At 54.7% G+C, this 15,857-nt stretch carries 10 protein-coding genes and 1 pseudogene; 4 read left to right on the forward strand and 7 right to left on the reverse strand.

The features are described from left to right. The first annotated feature begins 17 nt into the window (after positions 1–17). Together AC0V6Z_RS09395 and AC0V6Z_RS09400 are read left to right on the forward strand one after the other, a co-directional pair. Positions 18–1,049, forward strand: a complete 1,032-nt coding sequence (locus AC0V6Z_RS09395) for a PfkB family carbohydrate kinase (RefSeq protein WP_472638254.1) — start codon at positions 18–20, stop codon at positions 1,047–1,049. 148 nt (positions 1,050–1,197) lie between these two features. Further along, entirely contained in the window at positions 1,198–1,914 is a 717-nt protein-coding gene (locus tag AC0V6Z_RS09400; protein WP_472638255.1) for an IS6 family transposase, read from the forward strand. 112 nt (positions 1,915–2,026) lie between these two features. Here the strand turns inward: AC0V6Z_RS09400 and AC0V6Z_RS09405 are convergent, their stop codons facing one another. From AC0V6Z_RS09405 to AC0V6Z_RS09430, 6 genes are all read right to left on the reverse strand, one after another. Further along, the gene (locus tag AC0V6Z_RS09405; protein ID WP_472638256.1) at positions 2,027–2,467 is read right to left on the reverse strand and encodes a hypothetical protein; all 441 of its coding nucleotides are present in this window, start codon (positions 2,465–2,467) and stop codon (positions 2,027–2,029) included. A gap of 198 nt (positions 2,468–2,665) precedes the next feature. Continuing rightward, the gene (locus AC0V6Z_RS09410) at positions 2,666–5,383 is read right to left on the reverse strand and encodes an RHS repeat-associated core domain-containing protein (RefSeq protein WP_472638257.1); all 2,718 of its coding nucleotides are present in this window, start codon (positions 5,381–5,383) and stop codon (positions 2,666–2,668) included. After that, positions 5,334–7,196 carry a hypothetical protein gene (locus AC0V6Z_RS09415; protein WP_472638258.1) on the reverse strand — a complete coding sequence of 621 codons (1,863 nt, stop codon included), beginning with the start codon at positions 7,194–7,196 and terminating at the stop codon, positions 5,334–5,336. The genes AC0V6Z_RS09410 and AC0V6Z_RS09415 overlap by 50 nt, the downstream gene beginning before the upstream one ends. A 29-nt stretch (positions 7,197–7,225) precedes the next feature. Continuing rightward, a complete protein-coding gene (locus AC0V6Z_RS09420; protein WP_472638259.1) occupies positions 7,226–7,813 on the reverse strand; it encodes an Ig-like domain-containing protein in 588 nt (195 codons plus the stop codon). Between the two features lie 420 nt (positions 7,814–8,233). After that, the gene (locus AC0V6Z_RS09425) at positions 8,234–10,111 is read right to left on the reverse strand and encodes an ATP-binding protein (protein WP_472638260.1); all 1,878 of its coding nucleotides are present in this window, start codon (positions 10,109–10,111) and stop codon (positions 8,234–8,236) included. A 7-nt stretch (positions 10,112–10,118) separates the two neighbouring features. Then, the gene (locus AC0V6Z_RS09430; RefSeq protein ID WP_472638261.1) at positions 10,119–10,766 is read right to left on the reverse strand and encodes a LuxR C-terminal-related transcriptional regulator; all 648 of its coding nucleotides are present in this window, start codon (positions 10,764–10,766) and stop codon (positions 10,119–10,121) included. Between the two features lie 202 nt (positions 10,767–10,968). On the opposite strand from AC0V6Z_RS09430, the gene AC0V6Z_RS09435 reads away from it, so the two are divergent. Then, positions 10,969–13,383 (forward strand): YadA family autotransporter adhesin, encoded by a 2,415-nt coding sequence (locus tag AC0V6Z_RS09435; protein ID WP_472638262.1) that lies wholly within the window; start codon positions 10,969–10,971, stop codon positions 13,381–13,383. Between the two features lie 134 nt (positions 13,384–13,517). Beyond that, a pseudogene (locus AC0V6Z_RS09440) lies at positions 13,518–14,159 on the forward strand (IS6 family transposase). A gap of 67 nt (positions 14,160–14,226) precedes the next feature. Here AC0V6Z_RS09440 and AC0V6Z_RS09445 read toward each other — a convergent pair. After that, positions 14,227–15,849, reverse strand: coding sequence for a tyrosinase family protein (locus AC0V6Z_RS09445; protein WP_472638263.1), 1,623 nt, complete (start codon positions 15,847–15,849; stop codon positions 14,227–14,229). Positions 15,850–15,857 lie beyond the last annotated feature (8 nt).

Below are 15,857 nucleotides of genomic sequence, written 5' to 3' on the forward strand. Positions count from 1 at the left end.
ATTTGGACCTTCTCCCCATGACGCAATTTCTATCATTTGGTGAGATCATGCTGCGGTTGAAAACGCCGGGGCATGAGCGCTTTTTCCAATCGCCTGGTTTTGAGGCGACCTTTGGCGGCGGTGAAGCAAACGTCGCAGTGGCGCTGTCGAACTATGGCTTGGACGCTGGGTTCGTGAGCGCCCTGCCGGACAATGATATTGGCGAAAATGCGATTATGGAGCTGCGCAAATTCGGCGTAGATACAGCGTATATCAGCCGCTCTGGTGATCGTGTGGGGATTTACTTCCTGGAGACAGGTTCGAACCAGCGGCCCTCCAAAGTGGTCTATGACCGCGCAGGTTCATCCATCTGCGATGCGGGCATGGACGAGTTTGATTGGCCGATGATCTTCAAGGGTGCCAAGTGGCTTCACATCACCGGGATCACGCCCGCGCTCAGCCAGTCTGCAGCGGATCTGTCCATGGCCTGCGTCAAGGCCGCGAAAGAGGCGGGCGTTACCGTCTCGTGCGACTTCAACTTCCGCGGCAAGCTGTGGAAGTATGGCAAGAGCGCGCCAGAGGTGATGCACGAGCTCGTCAAATATGTTGATGTTGGCATTGCGAACGAGGAAGATTGCCAAAAATCGCTCGAAATCACTGTTGATGTGGATGTCGAAAGCGGCGAGCTTGATACCAAGAAGTATGAAGCGCTGGGGCAGAAGGTGCTCGATATCTATCCCAATATGCACACCATCGCGATCACTCTGCGCGAGAGCCTGAGCGCGGACCGCAACAATTGGTCGGCCTGCCTGCGTACGCGGGATGATGGCTTCATGCTCTCAAAGAAATATGCGCTAACCGATATCGTTGACCGCGTTGGCGGGGGTGACAGTTTTGCCTCAGCGCTGATTTACGGCCTCAATGCCTACGAAGACCGCCAGCAAAGCCTTGAGTTCGCGGTTGCCGCGAGCGCGCTCAAGCACACGATCACCGGCGACTTCAACCGGGTCACCGTGCCTGAGGTTGAAAAGCTCATGTCTGGCGATGGCTCAGGGCGCGTGCAGCGGTGATGGCCCTTTCAGGTTAACTTCTTGAGGTTGCACTGAAGCGCGGTTTGCAACGTTCACGCATTTGCAGCGGACACAGCTTTCCATTCGGGGTCTTGTCAGACTAACTGTACCTGATTGACGGACGAGGCGGCGAGGGTAGGGCGGATTGATGCCAAGACGCTGCAAACCGGCCAGTCCGTTCAAACGTTTCAACTCATCGTCTGAGATCATCCGGCTCGTTGTCATGATGTATGTCCGGTTTCGGCTGAGTTTGCGGAACGTCGAAGATCTCTTGGCTCATCACGGTGTCGATATTTGCCATGAGACAGTGCGGTTCTGGTGGAATAGGTTTGGCCCACTGTTCGCCGCTGATATCAGGCGGCAACGGATCAGAAGGATGCGAGGCTTTCGCCACTGGCGCTGGCACCTTGATGAGATGTTCGTGAGGATCAATGGCGAGACGCACTATCTATGGCGTGCGGTTGATCACGAAGGCGAGGTTTTGGAGAGCTATGTCACTAAGAAACGAGACAAATCAGCGGCTTTGCGCTTCTTGAAGAAGACGCTCAAGCGATACGGACAGGCCGAAAAGATCGTCACCGACGGTCTCAAATCCTATCCCGCCGCGATGCGTGAACTGGGCAATTTGGATCGCAGGATCATGGGTCAATGGCTCAATAATCGGGCTGAAAACTCGCACTTACCGTTCCGACGAAGAGAGCGAATTATGCAGCGCTTTCGGAGGATGAAGTCCTTACAGAAGTTCTCTTCCATCCACGCCGACGTCCACAACCATTTCAATTCTCAGCGCCACCTAATCGACAGACAAACTTACAAGACCCGCCGCTCAGTCGCCCTAGCTGAGTGGCAAAATCTCGCTGCCTGAATAGAGGCGAGGGTAGGGCGCTCCTTGCCAATCGGAGACGAGTTCGCGTTAGACTGACAGCACCGACCCACGTTAGTCTGACAACACCGGTCCGTTCAATGGGGGAACTTCTTTAGTCGGTAATCTCAAAAGTGATGGTCTCACCATCTTTCAGTCCGACCAATTGTGACGCGAGTTGCGCACGGATTGTGATGGCTTCCAACTCCAACTTGGCGACGAGGTTGGAGACATCAAACTCACCCTGTAATACAAACGGAACCTTAGGGATCAAACGCGAGCCTTCGGGCAATCGACCATGAGCTTCTTGCCATTGGTGGGCTAGCCCATGGCCGGTCAGATAATCGCAGTCTGTGAGGACTTCACCCGCCCAAGCTTCAAGATCGTCAGCAATCTTGTGGCTCTCACCGGTCTCTGGATCAAACTGACCAACCCAATCGTCAGCTAGAAAGAATTGCTCGCCGAAGATATTCTCGGCGAAGAAAGTGTAGCTCTGAATATCGATACCGATATCGGAATAATGGCTCTTCCATAAATCAAACGAGTTCCATGTCACCAAACCCAAAACGTTTGCCGCATCGTGAACTGGTCGAACAAGTAACGCACCTTCAAAGGCATAAAATCCGTCTCTTACAGATAGCAACTGAGCCGCTTGTGGAACGAGGTTTTGAGGGAGGGAAACCTCATGGCAGTCTGCGCCAATTGGACCGTTTGCACATTCGATCAATCTTCGGATGTTCTCCATGATCAGAAACTAGGGACAGATTTCAATTCTAACACATCCTCCGTCTGGCACATCTCGGATTTGATTTCCAATCTGAGCTCCAGAGCTTCGGTTGTCCGAGCTAGGGATGTTACGAACACTAGCATTTTCGCTCTCCCTGAACACCGCAGGCGGTGACTCATCGCGGTCTGTCCCAGACCGCGTTTGTGTGCCGCGCATATTGTCCCGACGCCTCTGATCGCGGCCAGCACGATCAACGGTTAAACGTCGTCCTGTCGCACCGGATTCTTCCAAATGGCGTGCGGAATCTGGGCTAGTTGAACGGGATACAGTAACTTTCTTCGCGTCGTCCGATCCACCAAACAGCCTCTTAAAGAATCGACCTACCCGGGTGAAAAATCCCGCTTTTTGTGGAGCGGTTACCACAATAGCGGCTCCCCCTCCTATCGGGGTCATCGAAGCAGCAGTAGCGTTTCCATCATGAACTGCTTGAATGAAGGTATCGTGTTGGTCCTGAGAAATCGCGCCCGCATCGCGAGCGTGATTAAGTCCTAAGACAGTTGGATCGTGTGTCTGAAGCCCTGTAGGATCCACCATATTTATCGGGTCATTTCCGACGTATGCGTAGAGGTTGTACTGGTCTTCGTATCCGATGGGATCGGTTTGGAGGAACCGGCCCAGGGTGGGTGAGTAGAACCGGGCCTTGTAATAGTACATGCCGACGTTCTTTTGCCAGGTCTGGCCGGTGTACTGGAACCGGCCCTCGTTTGATGAACCAGGTATGCCATATTCGTCATAAGTGTTCTTAGCCATGGGAAGGCCATAATACGTCGTAACTCCAACGATCGAGCCGCGAGGATCGGAGTGAAGATAGCGCCGCAAGTGTGAGGCTTGTCCATCGCTGGGATACCAGACCAGCGGATCGTCCGCGCCTGGGTTGGCGCCGTGAACATAGCGATTGATCATCACGCCATTGATATCGTATTCCGCGATCAGCGCATTGCCATCGTAGAGATAGAAACGCCGCGCCTCGTAGTCGCCCTGTGATCTATACAAGCGCCCTAGCGGGTCATAAAAGAGTTCCGCGATCAAACGGCCAGTATAGCTGAGGTTATTGCAGTCAGCATTGACCTTAGCGCGCCGTGCAACCAGGCGATTTTCAACATCGTAAAGATAGACGTTTGTACCATCAAAGGTCAGATTGCCATTGGCATCATAACAAAACGCCGTAGAACCTGCGCCCTCATATTGATTAAGGCCGTTGGTCTGATAGCTGCGGTTGAGATTGACGTGACCGTCCCAGCTGTAAGTATCGTTGCTCTGCGTCTCGGTCAGGATCTGCGAGGCCGGATTGCGGGTGTAATCCCATGTGACATCCCCGGTGAGCCCATGGAGGTTCAGGTCGAGCTGGTTCAGGCGCCCTACCGCGTCATAGCCGTAAGCGCGCGTGTTGTCATACGAGCCAAATCCAAAATCGGCGCCCTCTGGCAGACCCCGTTCATTAAACTCAAAAAGGGCAATTTGAGAGGTAGTTTGCAGGATACGCGTTGGGCGATTGAGGCCATCGTATTCGTAGCCAAAGTACAGTCCATCCGGGTGCTTGATCTCCGTCCGATTGCCGTTGGCGTCATACTCGAAGAATATCCGCCGCGCACCTTGGCCTGCTGTGCTGTCAGTGGTGTAGTCAAGGCGGCCGAACCCGTCATAGGTGTTGGTCTGGCCAACACTATTGAGTGAGTTGAACCGGGTTTTGATCGGCAGCCCGCGCAGATCGTAAGAGTAATAGACGTCCTTCTCATGCGCGCTGGATAGACCAGCCCTATCGGGAATGACCTTCTTGGTCATGCGACCCAAGTCATCGTATTCGTAATTGATGACCGAGCCATCGCGCTTGCGCAAGGATAGGCGGTTGCCACTGTTGTCGTAAGTGTAGGCTTCGTAATCGCTTGTATTGAGCGAACCAGCTGTGCTGAGCGCGGTTGCAGGCGTGGCATTGTTGAACGCGGCAGGCCGCGTCTTGGCCGGGAATATCCATTTCGTCTGACGGTCAAAGCCATCATATTCCAACTTCGCGCGGTTACCGTTGGCATCAATTACATATTCCAGCTGGCCATTGGGCGTGTAGGAATAGGTCGAGTCCGCAATTTCAATCGGCGCGCCCACCGCTTTGCGCGTTTGCACCACTCTGCTTGCAGCATCATAAACTGTCTTGGTAATCCGGTCCCCGCCGTCAGAACCCGGTGTGCCTTGCACGCAGGCACTCGCAGGCAATGAGCCATAGGCAGCGGGGTTCATTCTGGCCGCCGTGCATTCAAGCCTGCCCCAGCTATCATAGCTGTATTGAGTAAGACCGACGGCTACATTGTTGGCACCAATCACTTTGTCAGTGAGCTTACGGCTCATCAAATCATAGGTGGTCTCAGCGGTGGTAAGGACCGTAAAGTCACCGCCCCAGTTTGAAGGCGCGATATTCTCACTCTTCCAAACGGAGAGCTCACCTGTTTCCACTTTGATAGCATTGCCGCGGGCATCATAAGTCGTGCGGGTGGCCTGGTGCTTTAATGGCCCTGTGCCATCGGGATCAGGCGCAATCGTGCCAGTTACGCGGCCCTTAGCGTCATAACGCGCGGCTGAGGTGTAATTAGATGCCGATGACTGAGCAGATGCAGCACTCGCCGCTCCAAGCGATGCAGCGACGCTAAGCGAGAGTATCGCCAGATCGATGGGGCTGATTGCCGAACGCTTCATGGGCAGCTCCCCCGGTCCCTTTGGGCTGTGTCTCAGCAATCTTTCGACCGAGGTTGTCATATTGGTAGCAAGTCCGCAGAGTCTCACCATCTGCGGTTACTGCGGTGCCCCGCAAGAACAGGTTGTTCGGGCCAGTCGTTGGCCCGTAATCATAGGTCGTCACAACCTCATCCGCGCCTCCGCCGGTACATCCATTGCCCGAGGCAGATGTGCTGACGCAATATTCCTCGCGATCAAGCACCCAAATTGGCGGTTGCAGCGCCGTGCCGCTGGCATTGCGGGCGTTGCGTTGCACGTAATAATAGCGTGTCTGGGGCCTTATGCCGCTGGCATCGGGCGGGCTGGTCCGCGTAAGCACGCCGCCATGTGCCGGATCATAGGTAATATCTGTTTCGTTGCCGCGCTGATCGATGATCTTTGTTGGCTTATCACACAGCACATCAGCAGCAGCGCAAATGCTGGGCGAAGACCACTTATAGCTGGTCGGATAAACCCATCCTGTCGATTTACTGGCTAGACCTGACCCTGGCTTAGGTGTTTCTGTGCGCAAGGTGACATTGTCGGCCCAGTCGCGCGTGAAAGAAATTGAATTGCCTTCCGGATAGGTCACCTTCGAAGGGTAGAGGCTGTAATAGTGGATGGTAGAATACACCGATCCGTTCAGCGGTGTGTTGATCTGGACCAAATAGGAGGCATTCGAGGAATAGGAATAGTCTGTTTGTCCAGCAGGGCTAGTCACGCGCTCCATGAAGCCATTACCAAATGTGAATGCAGTTCTGCCGGTCTGGATGCTTGTGGCTCCAGGTGGAGTTATCCCTGAGTAGGATTGCTGGATCTCACCTACATACGGCGTATAATCTTCTGGAAAATTCTCGACCGCCGCGTGGTTGTATTTCCAAACCTCGCCCTCTGCCGTGGTTTGCTCCACAACGTGATAAAACCGAGTATGGCCTGGCACGAGGGTCTGACCTGGAGGCAGCCGATAGTAGGTGTTTTGAACCCGGCAAGTGCTGCTATCTGGAAGTGTTACGCAGGTAGGGTATACGCCCCCTATATCAGTGAGATATTGGATGCCGACGACGGTATTGTCGACACCAGTGATCGATGTAAGCCTCAACGAGCTGTCACGCCCGTATACAACGCGTTGCAGCGCGCCAGAGCAACTTGTTGGATTAGAGTTAATCGACAAGTTAAAACCGCATGCAGTGACGGTGTTGCCAGAATATTGAAGGTTCACTCTGTAGCCGCGATTGCTACTCACCCGGGTGAGCCGGGCTGAGCTGTCATAACTGTAGGTCATTTTATGACCATCAGCACTGAGGCGCGAGGTTAGCCTCCGTTCGAACTGTGAAAGCCCAGGATGGAGATCGAACCGATATTCATCGCCTGATTTGTTGGTCAGCACCCATTGCCCACCGCTCGATACCATCTTCCAACCCGTATTGCTGGAATCCAATGGGAAGAAGCCGCCGCCAGATAGAGTCTTGAACGAGATCCTTAGCGTGCCGATGTAGACGGTCGCTGTGGTTCCGCCCGGGCCATTGACTGTGTAAACATCGGTAAACCCGTGCAAACTCGTCGCAAACGAGGACGGGGGCTTATCTCCTAGCGGAGCGCCAGGCCCTTTGGAACGGACGTAATGGTCAACCGTAATTGGTCCCATCTGCATGTCGGTGCCCTGCTGGGTAAACTGCCCCGATTGCATATCAACACCGAGCGGTGACATCGCGTCAACTTGAGGGAATGTCCGAAGCGGATCGTCTTGTTGCGCCAAAGCGGGCGGCGAAGCAGCTGCGAAGGAAAGCGTAGCCAACGTAACGCCAAAAAGGGAAAGTCTATTGGTCATAGTTCAGGACCTCCACCGCCGCACGACGAGCTATTCACCCAAGTGAGATTCAGCCCCCCGACCGCCGAATTACCTTGGTTATCACTCACCGTGTATCCGACCGTGTAGGTGCCAGGCTGAGTTACGCCGCTTACCGTAATATTCGTTGCGCTCGATTTATAAGCTCCCACCGGAGCGCCGCCATTGACGACAAAGCTAATCGGATCTCCATCCGGATCGCTGTCGTTGCTAAGGACGTTATAAGTGCCACCTGCGCATGAAACGCCGAAGTTCTCACTCACCACATTGGGCGGCGAATTGCTTGGAGGTGGAGGCGGTGGAGGTGGAGGCGGCGGTGAAGGCGGAGAAGACGGGGGCGGCACAGGACAGTTTTGCGTCTGACTGCCGGTTACTGCTTCGTAAGTCGTGCGATTGCCCGCATCATCATAGCAGATAGCCCGAGTTTCATTATTGTTCTGGCCGCCACTCGTTTCGACCTTCACCAATCTTCCGAGTTCATCGTAACTGTATGTTTCGGTGCTTGACTGAGCATTGGCTGCGCTTGCTATCGCCAGACTGATCGCGCCAGCGGAGGCGCCGACCATTAAGCGTCTCAACAACGATTTGTGCATATTCCCCCACCCTGTTCGAGCACTCGAATCGAGCGCATACCCAGCCGAAAAACAACACATTGAAGGCACACTAAGCAAGAGCGTTCTGTACACAACCACGCTCGCCGCTAGTAAACCTACAGAAAAACTTAAGGGCAAAACCTGCATTCTGCACAAACAATAGGCCTCAACAATCGGTGCGGTGACCAATGTCTGGACTTGGGTCGAAAGCAGACCAGTAGCTTTTTCACCGCTTGAGGAGAAGCTGTCAGACGGCTTCTCCGATTGCAACCTGATCAGAGTTTGGACTGCTACTGGGGGTGTAAGCGGACATTCGCGAACGATTCTTCCCGATGGCGCAAGTGTATGATTGAAAGCGTGGAGGGCACGTCCCGACGCTGAGAAAAGTTAGTTCTATCTTGCGTAGGGCAACCAGAGCGTAATCGTGCAACCTCCACCGGGTTGAGAATGATAGGATAGGCTGCCATGCAAAGACTGCGCTCGGGACTTCATATTGCTTAACCCCTTGCCGTGAAGAGGAATGCTTCCGTCAAACCCCCAGCCATTGTCAATCACATAAGAGGCGATCCCCTCGACGCCGTCCTCCGCCTTTTCCTTGCATCCGATTGTGATTTCGGTGGCTTTTGAATGAAGTAACACGTTTCCAACCGCTTCTTGCATGATCCGCAGCACATGGAGCGCATTGCTCGGATCGAGCCATGATAGCGGTTTGCAGTCCTCCACCTCCCATTTGCAGGCGATACCAGCATCATGCAAATCGCCCGCCATGCGGTGGCGAAGATTGCCAATGAGCGCGATCAAATCGCCTTCGATCGGTTCCAATGAATCGACCGTTATCTTCAGATCATTGAGCGCACGATTGAGAGTATTTATCGTAGTCTCTGGATGGTTCTGTCGACGCGCCACAGCTAAGGCAGTGATAAGATTGGACCCGATCCCATCGTGCATTTCCTGCATCAAGCGACCTCGCTCTCCAGCTAAGGTTTGCTCTACCAACAATTTATGCCGGGCTGCTTCGCTTACCGCTAGTTCTGCACGTGTGTCCGCAATACCTTGTTCTAGCAGCACATTGGAATTGCTCAAATCGACTAAGGCATCGAGCGCTCTTTTACCAAAAGAGATAACAAATGCTGTAGTGTAAAGCAGACCGCCGAAGAGCGAAATATAGGTGGCACTGCCATCGCCTTGATATGTGATCTCAGCGTAAAGATCATACAATGCTACCAGCGGCGCCGCCAATATTACGATTCCGAGAACACCATGTTCAATGTTACGATTACGCATTAAGTTCACGAAACCGAGGGCCGACATTCCCAATATGACCATCGTCGTTGGCACATACAGAATGAGATCCGTACCGGTGAACAAGATGTGCACCGAAGACAGGAAAATGCCGAAGGTGAATATCGTTAAAATTAACAATTCTCGGTATGCAGTTTTGGTGAAACAAAGATAGAAAGCAGCCGTGGCCGCCGTGGCAAAATAAGCCATATGAACGTACATCGTCGTGAACACAGTAACGCCCAGCGCGCCCAATTCAAACGGCGTTTGTGCAGCGTAGTATTGGTAATTCCGCAAGAACCATAGAACGGTCGAGAAGGACAGCCAGAGCAGATGAATCTCTTGCCTGCGGCCAAGCCAAAACAGAAAGACAAGCATGCCAATAAACAGCGTTACAAAGTTTGCGGTGCTAGGGGCGGTAATATGCCAAAAGAACTTCGATTGATGAAAGGCCTCTAACGCGATTTGTGAGCCCAACAAAACCCGGCCTGTTCCGAGGGATTCTTCTGAGTAGACCTGGAAGATTATCTCATTTGGGCCCGGTTTTAGAACTTTAGCAGGAACCGGAATAAGGATAGGCCGGTACCGTGTGTTCATTTGATCTGAAATCTGCGCAAAATTACGATAAATTTCGGTCCCATTGATCAGCACAGTGATATTGTTGCGCGTACTGATCGTATGCAAAGCGATAGGGCCGGTGCCAAGCACGCTGCGATCAAACCGGAACCGTGCGTTCAGGCTGTGTGTGTCACCAATCCGCCATTTGTTTTCGTTTATCCGGTAAAGGGCTGGGTTCGGCAGTTTTTCCCAACCCTCATCAGGAAACTTGATCCCGTCCGATAAGATAAAGTCGCCCTTGGTAAACTCGATGATCGGGCCTGATCGCGACTCAATCACTTCAAAGGGGGCGGCGGTCTGGGCCAGCAGAGCGCTTGGTGAAGCGAGAAACACAAGGCATAATAGGGCGATCCGTATCGCTAATGCGCGCATCCCCATCCTACTCGCGCGCGAGTAGCCCCTGTGATGAAGCTTCAAACAACGCCTCCGCTCGGCTGTTGACCTCCAACTTGCGATAGATGTTTTTGACGTGTGTGCCAACGGTATGGCCCGATACGCTCAAGATATCCGCGCATTCGGCATTCGAAAATCCGCGCGCGAGCAGGTGCAGCACCTCAAATTCGCGATCTGACAGGGGCGAAGCCATCGGCACTGTCGCACTTGCCAGGTCAGGCTTGATCTCCCCAAGCAATTGCCGCGCTATCACCGGGCTGATGGGGGAGCCACCCTTGCGGATATTTCGGATCGCTTCAATGCAGTCCTCAATCCGCTCGTCTTTGAGCAAATACCCGCGGGCACCCGCCCGAACCGCGTCCAGTACCTTGGCTTGGTTCGCGAAGATCGTAATCACCAAGATATCGGTATCCCGGCCGGTTAAGACCTCTTCCCGGATCAGATCCACCCCGCTGCCATCGGGCAGGCCCAAATCACACAGCAAGACGTCATAACCGCCTGCCTCAATCATGCCTGAGCCAGCTGCGCAATTTTCCGCCGTACCATTCAGGATCATATCCTCAGATAAGTCTACCGCATGCGACAGCAGATCGCGCATAGCCGGATCATCTTCAATAATGGCAACCCGGATCATGTGGCAGCACCTATAAAACACTCGAACTGGGCCAGCATACCCCACAATCGGCCGATCACCATACCGCGATCGCGGTATGGTGTTGGCCGCCGCAAGGCATCTATCTCCCCCTCAGAAATTTAGGACAGGCTGGGATGTGGAAGCTTCAGACGAATCCGCCTCTTAATCTCCAGTCTGCGGGATAAACCAAGGGGAAGACGATATGCGTAAGATTTTGATGACCGCCGCCGCAGTCGGCGTGATCGCAACTGTCCTAGGCACGCCAGATTCTGCAGCCGCAGATACGTGCCTGCTCGACACTAATGATGACGGTGACGCCGATAGCAATGTCGACACCGACGGTTTTGCAGACGACAATGGCGACGGCGAATCTTTTGCATGCGGCTTTAGTGCGAATGCCAATCCTGACAATCTGACCGGTGACGGAGCGACCGCGTTAGGCAGTTTTGCCAGGGCCACTGGAGCTGGCTCGCTCGCCATCGGCAATGATGTTGTCGCCACAGGCGTTGGCGCGGTGGCGGTTGGTGGCGATGCTGACAGCAGTGGCGCCAATGGAATCACGCGCGCAACTGGCAATGGGGCATCCGCATTTGGCGCGGGCGCCGATGCTGATGCCGCCAATGCAATTGCGCTCGGATTTAACTCCTTAGCAAATGGTGTAAATGCGACTGCTGTTGGCCCCAATTCAGATGCTGGCGGCCTCGGCGCAATTGCCATTGGCCCTGCAGATGCATCGGCGCAGCAAGCCATCGCCGTCGGTTTCAATGCCAACGCTGGTCAATTTAATGCACTTGCCGTGGGCGCGGGAGCAACAACGGCTGGGAACAGCGCAATCGCAATCGGAGCCTCGGCGAATGCAGAGTTGGAAGCAACCGCAGTGGGCTTTGACGCCACCGCTATCGCTGGGGGAACAGCAATTGGAGCGCGTGCTAATGCTGGCGCAGGACAGGCAGTAGCGATCGGCGTATCTTCTTCGGCCAGCGCGACCAACACGATTGCGATTGGTAACACCGCTCAAGCCAGTTCCTCCGGCAATATCGGGATCGGCAATCAAGCCAACGCATCCGGATCGACTTCGATCGCAATCGGCCAAAACGCTACGGCAACCGGGCTCGACGGCGTCACCATCGGTGCTGGCGCGTCTAGTTCAGGGGTGAGTGCAGTAGCCGTCGGGGGCCTCGCTCGTGCAACAGAGTTCGGCACTGCTGTGGGAAGAAGCGCAGAGGCGACCGGCTTCACTGCTGTTGCTCTCGGGATTGCCAGTGTGGCCAGCGGCAGCAATTCTATCGTTATTGGTCGCCTCGCTGACTCCACTGGTGTTGGTTCCATCGCCATCGGGTCAGACGGACAAGGAGGCTCCGCCGGTGCGCAAGCAACCGCCGACCGAGCGATCGCTCTGGGTGCAGATGCCAACGCTAGCCAAACAAATTCATTGGCGTTGGGAGCAAGTTCGCAAGCCGTTGAGGCCAACTCCACAGGCATTGGTTTTGATGCCAATGCGTCTGGTTTTGCTTCGACTGCCTTAGGCGCCGAAGCACAGGCATTGGGATCCGGCTCGATTGCTCTTGGCGCTGGAGGCTCAGGCGAGCTTGGCGCAGGTGCGCAGGCACAGGAAGATAGGGCGATCGCAATTGGTCTCAGCAGTGTTGCTGGCGGCGAAGACTCTGTTGCGCTGGGTGTGGATTCTGTTGCGAGCAGTCAGGATGCGAGTGCTGTGGGGTCGGGTACGATTGCGATTGGTCAGGAGGCGTCTGTGTTTGGCGCAAGGGCGCGGACCAATGGCGCTTTGGCTACGGCTGTGGGTGCGCGCTCGGTCGCGACTTCGAACGGGACGTCGGCTTTTGGGACGGGTTCTCAAGCGCGGTCGCTCAATGCGACCGCAATCGGCAACTCAGCCCGCGTTGAGGGCGCTTTCTCGACCGGCATTGGGACTAGTGTGAACATCGCTGCGACAGCCAACTCAGCGGCTGCGGTTGGTTTTCAAGCCAATGTCAGCGGCAGCGCGGGTACAGCGGTGGGCAGCTCAAGCGAGGTAACCGCACAATTTGGTACCGCTGTTGGCCGCGAGGCGAGCGTGACGCACAACAATTCGACCGCAGTTGGCTTTCAGGCAGCGTCCACTGCGAACAATCAGGTTGCGCTGGGCGGAGATGGATCCTCGGTGCGGATTGGCGACATTGACGCCTCCACGGCTGCGCAGGTTGGCCCCGTGGATGCGGTGACCGTCGACGCGAATGGCACGCTTGGCCGCCAGAGCGTTGCAACCGCCGCCTCAGTCGACAATGTCCGCCGCGCCCTCAACACCGTTTCACAAGTGGGAACCGCTCAGTTCGATGCGCTGTCAGGAAGGGTGAACACTTTGTTCGACCTCACCAGCACAATTGACCGCGATGCACAGCGGGGCATTGCCTCGATCGCAGCGCAAGCCTCTCCGCACTTCCCAAGTGCAGCGGGCAAGACCAGCTATGCCAGCAATGTCGCGACGTACCGCGGCGAAGTTGGTTTCTCCGCTGGCCTGATGCACCGGTTCGAAGGCGACTTCGCCATCACCGCAGGGGTAACCTACGCAGGCGGTAACTCCACCAGCGTGCGGGCAGGCATCGCAGGAGAGTTCTAAAACTCAAGACTACTGGGTCAGGAGTAAACCTCTCCTGACCCATTCTTGCTCTTTCGAATGCCCGGAAATGGGGCGTGAGCAGCCAGCCCGTTTCTCCGTTTCAACTTTTGTCTGAGGTCATCCGACTGGTTGTGATGATGTAAGTGGGATTTCCACTGAGCTTGCGGAACGTGAAAGACCTGCTGATCGAGCGTGGGATCGACATTTGTCATGAGATAGTGCGGTTCTGGTGGAACCGGTTTGGGCCGATGTTTGCGGCCGATATCAAACGCCATCGGATTAGCCGGATGCGCGGTTTCAAGCAGTGGTGCTGGCACCTTGATGAGATGTTCGTGAAGGTGGGCGGCGAGACGCACTACCTCTGGCGGGCGGTCGACCACGAAGGCGAAATACTCGAGAGCTACGTCACGAAGAAGCGATATAAATCGGCGGCTTTGGCGTTCTTCAAGAAAGTGTTGAAGCGGCACAGTAGTCCTGTCGAAGTTGTGACTGGCGGTCTGCGATCATACCCGGCGGCCATGAATGATCTCGGCATTGAAGGCCTCCGTGAGATGGGTAGGTGGAAGAACAATCGAGCTGAAAAATCGCACTTACCGTTACGAAGAAGAGAGCGCGTGATGCAGCGATTTCTGAGGATGAAGAGCCTGCAGAAATTCGCGTCTGTGCACGCTAACGTCCACAACCACTTCAACTCCGATCGCCACCTCACCGACAGACAAACCTACAAATCAACCCGCTCAGCCGCACTGACTGAGTGGCAAAATCTCATGGGCTGACGGACGACGAGGGTAGGGCGCTCTACGCCTAGCAGAGACGAGTTCGCGTTAGTCTGACAGCACTCGACTAGTAGATATGTAGAGTGATTGAGTTCAGTTGCCCTGACCCAGCGGGGCTGACTTCACTGCTCGCAAAGCTTGCACTAGTTTCGGTGGTTTCGGCGTTAAAGTGCACTGTGAGGTCCTCGCCAAGCCGATCCTGATTCTCTTCCAGCCACGCTTTTAGTGATATCGTGACCGGGGTTTCCTGGATCACATGCGGGGTCCCGAAGAATACGAAGGTCCCGACATAGTCCTTTCCATTGATGTCGAAGTCAGGGCTCTCACCGGCAGAGGTTAGGTACAGATTGTAGCGATAATTACCCTGCTCAATCGGCGTGAAGTTGATCCGTGCAAAACCATCCAGTTCCGCCGCATTGCGCCCATCCAATGCCACTGTTCCGCCGTCTTGCTGTGCTGCATCGGCCGTCGCGGGGTCACCGACGCTGAATTCCGACTTCTGAATTTCGGCTTCGATTGAATAGGGTTCAGTTCCAGTCACTGAGATATCTTCCGTTGGAGCGGAAATTTGCGAGCCCCCAGCATAGGCATAGTCGAAACTGGCAGTGGTCATGTAGTCTGACGCTGTGATCTTGCGCGTTACCGGCCTGCCAGATCCATCAACGAAGAAGAGATATTCCTCGCTATAGTATTGTGCGGAAACACCGGCTGACGGCTTTTCAGAGCGTCCGGCTGCTTCTTGATTAGCAGCCCAAACCGTCCAAATCCTGTCGATGTTCGCGTGGTGTAGCCAGAAGATTGGATCGACCGGCGAAAGAAAGCGCGCCATCAAGCCGCCAATACTGTCGTGTACATTGTTGTGCGGCTGACCCTCGATGACTTCAAAACCTGCGATCTCACTATGATTGGTGGTAATCGGCGAATTGAAGATTTTGTCACTTGGTAGGGGCGGTGGCTTGGGTTTGTCGAAATCGGTCGCCGCAAGGCCGGTTTGCAGCACCGACAAGGCGACTGCATCAGTCGCGTATTTGTTCAATTGCCCATTTTGCGCGAGCGCGCCGCGAGCATTCGCACCGCCCGCATATGATCCTTTTACGCCTGCTTTGAGAGCTGGGAGTGTTGTAAGTCCATGCCGCTTTGCCAGCATTGCCTTCTGATCCGTCGTCAAACCAGTCCAGAATGCATCGATCGCACCATCAAAATTGTTCATTAAGTCTGTTGAGCTCTGGTAGAAATACGAGCTCGTTGGATCGAGATAATTGGGATGCTTGTCCGCGCCCCAGAATTCGGTTGGCAAGAACGGATCAGCCGTCCAATCCCAATATGGCAATGCGAATGAGGCATCACCCGTCAGGTCACGGCAAATTTCCTCGAAGTATCCCACGAATGGCCGATGCCAGTTGAAGAACCACCAATTGCCGTGCGGACAATCGATCAGATGAAGGATCGCCTGACGATACCAGTTGCGTGGATCGGTCGGAGGCAGCGCGAGCATCTTTTTGATCGCTAACTTATAGGTTTTGAGCTGGGCCTTGCCCTCCGTCGTAGTCACGCTGCTGCGGATCCAAGTGGCAGCGGTTGGTGCGGTTGCAGACATCTCATTACAACCCGGCAGCGCAAATGCAGCACCTGCGGCTAGAGTTGATCCCATGGCCAACCGGCGGCTGATCCGAAATTCTGCATCACTCATTATGTTTC

The organism is Erythrobacter sp. SN6-5, assembly GCF_057364945.1.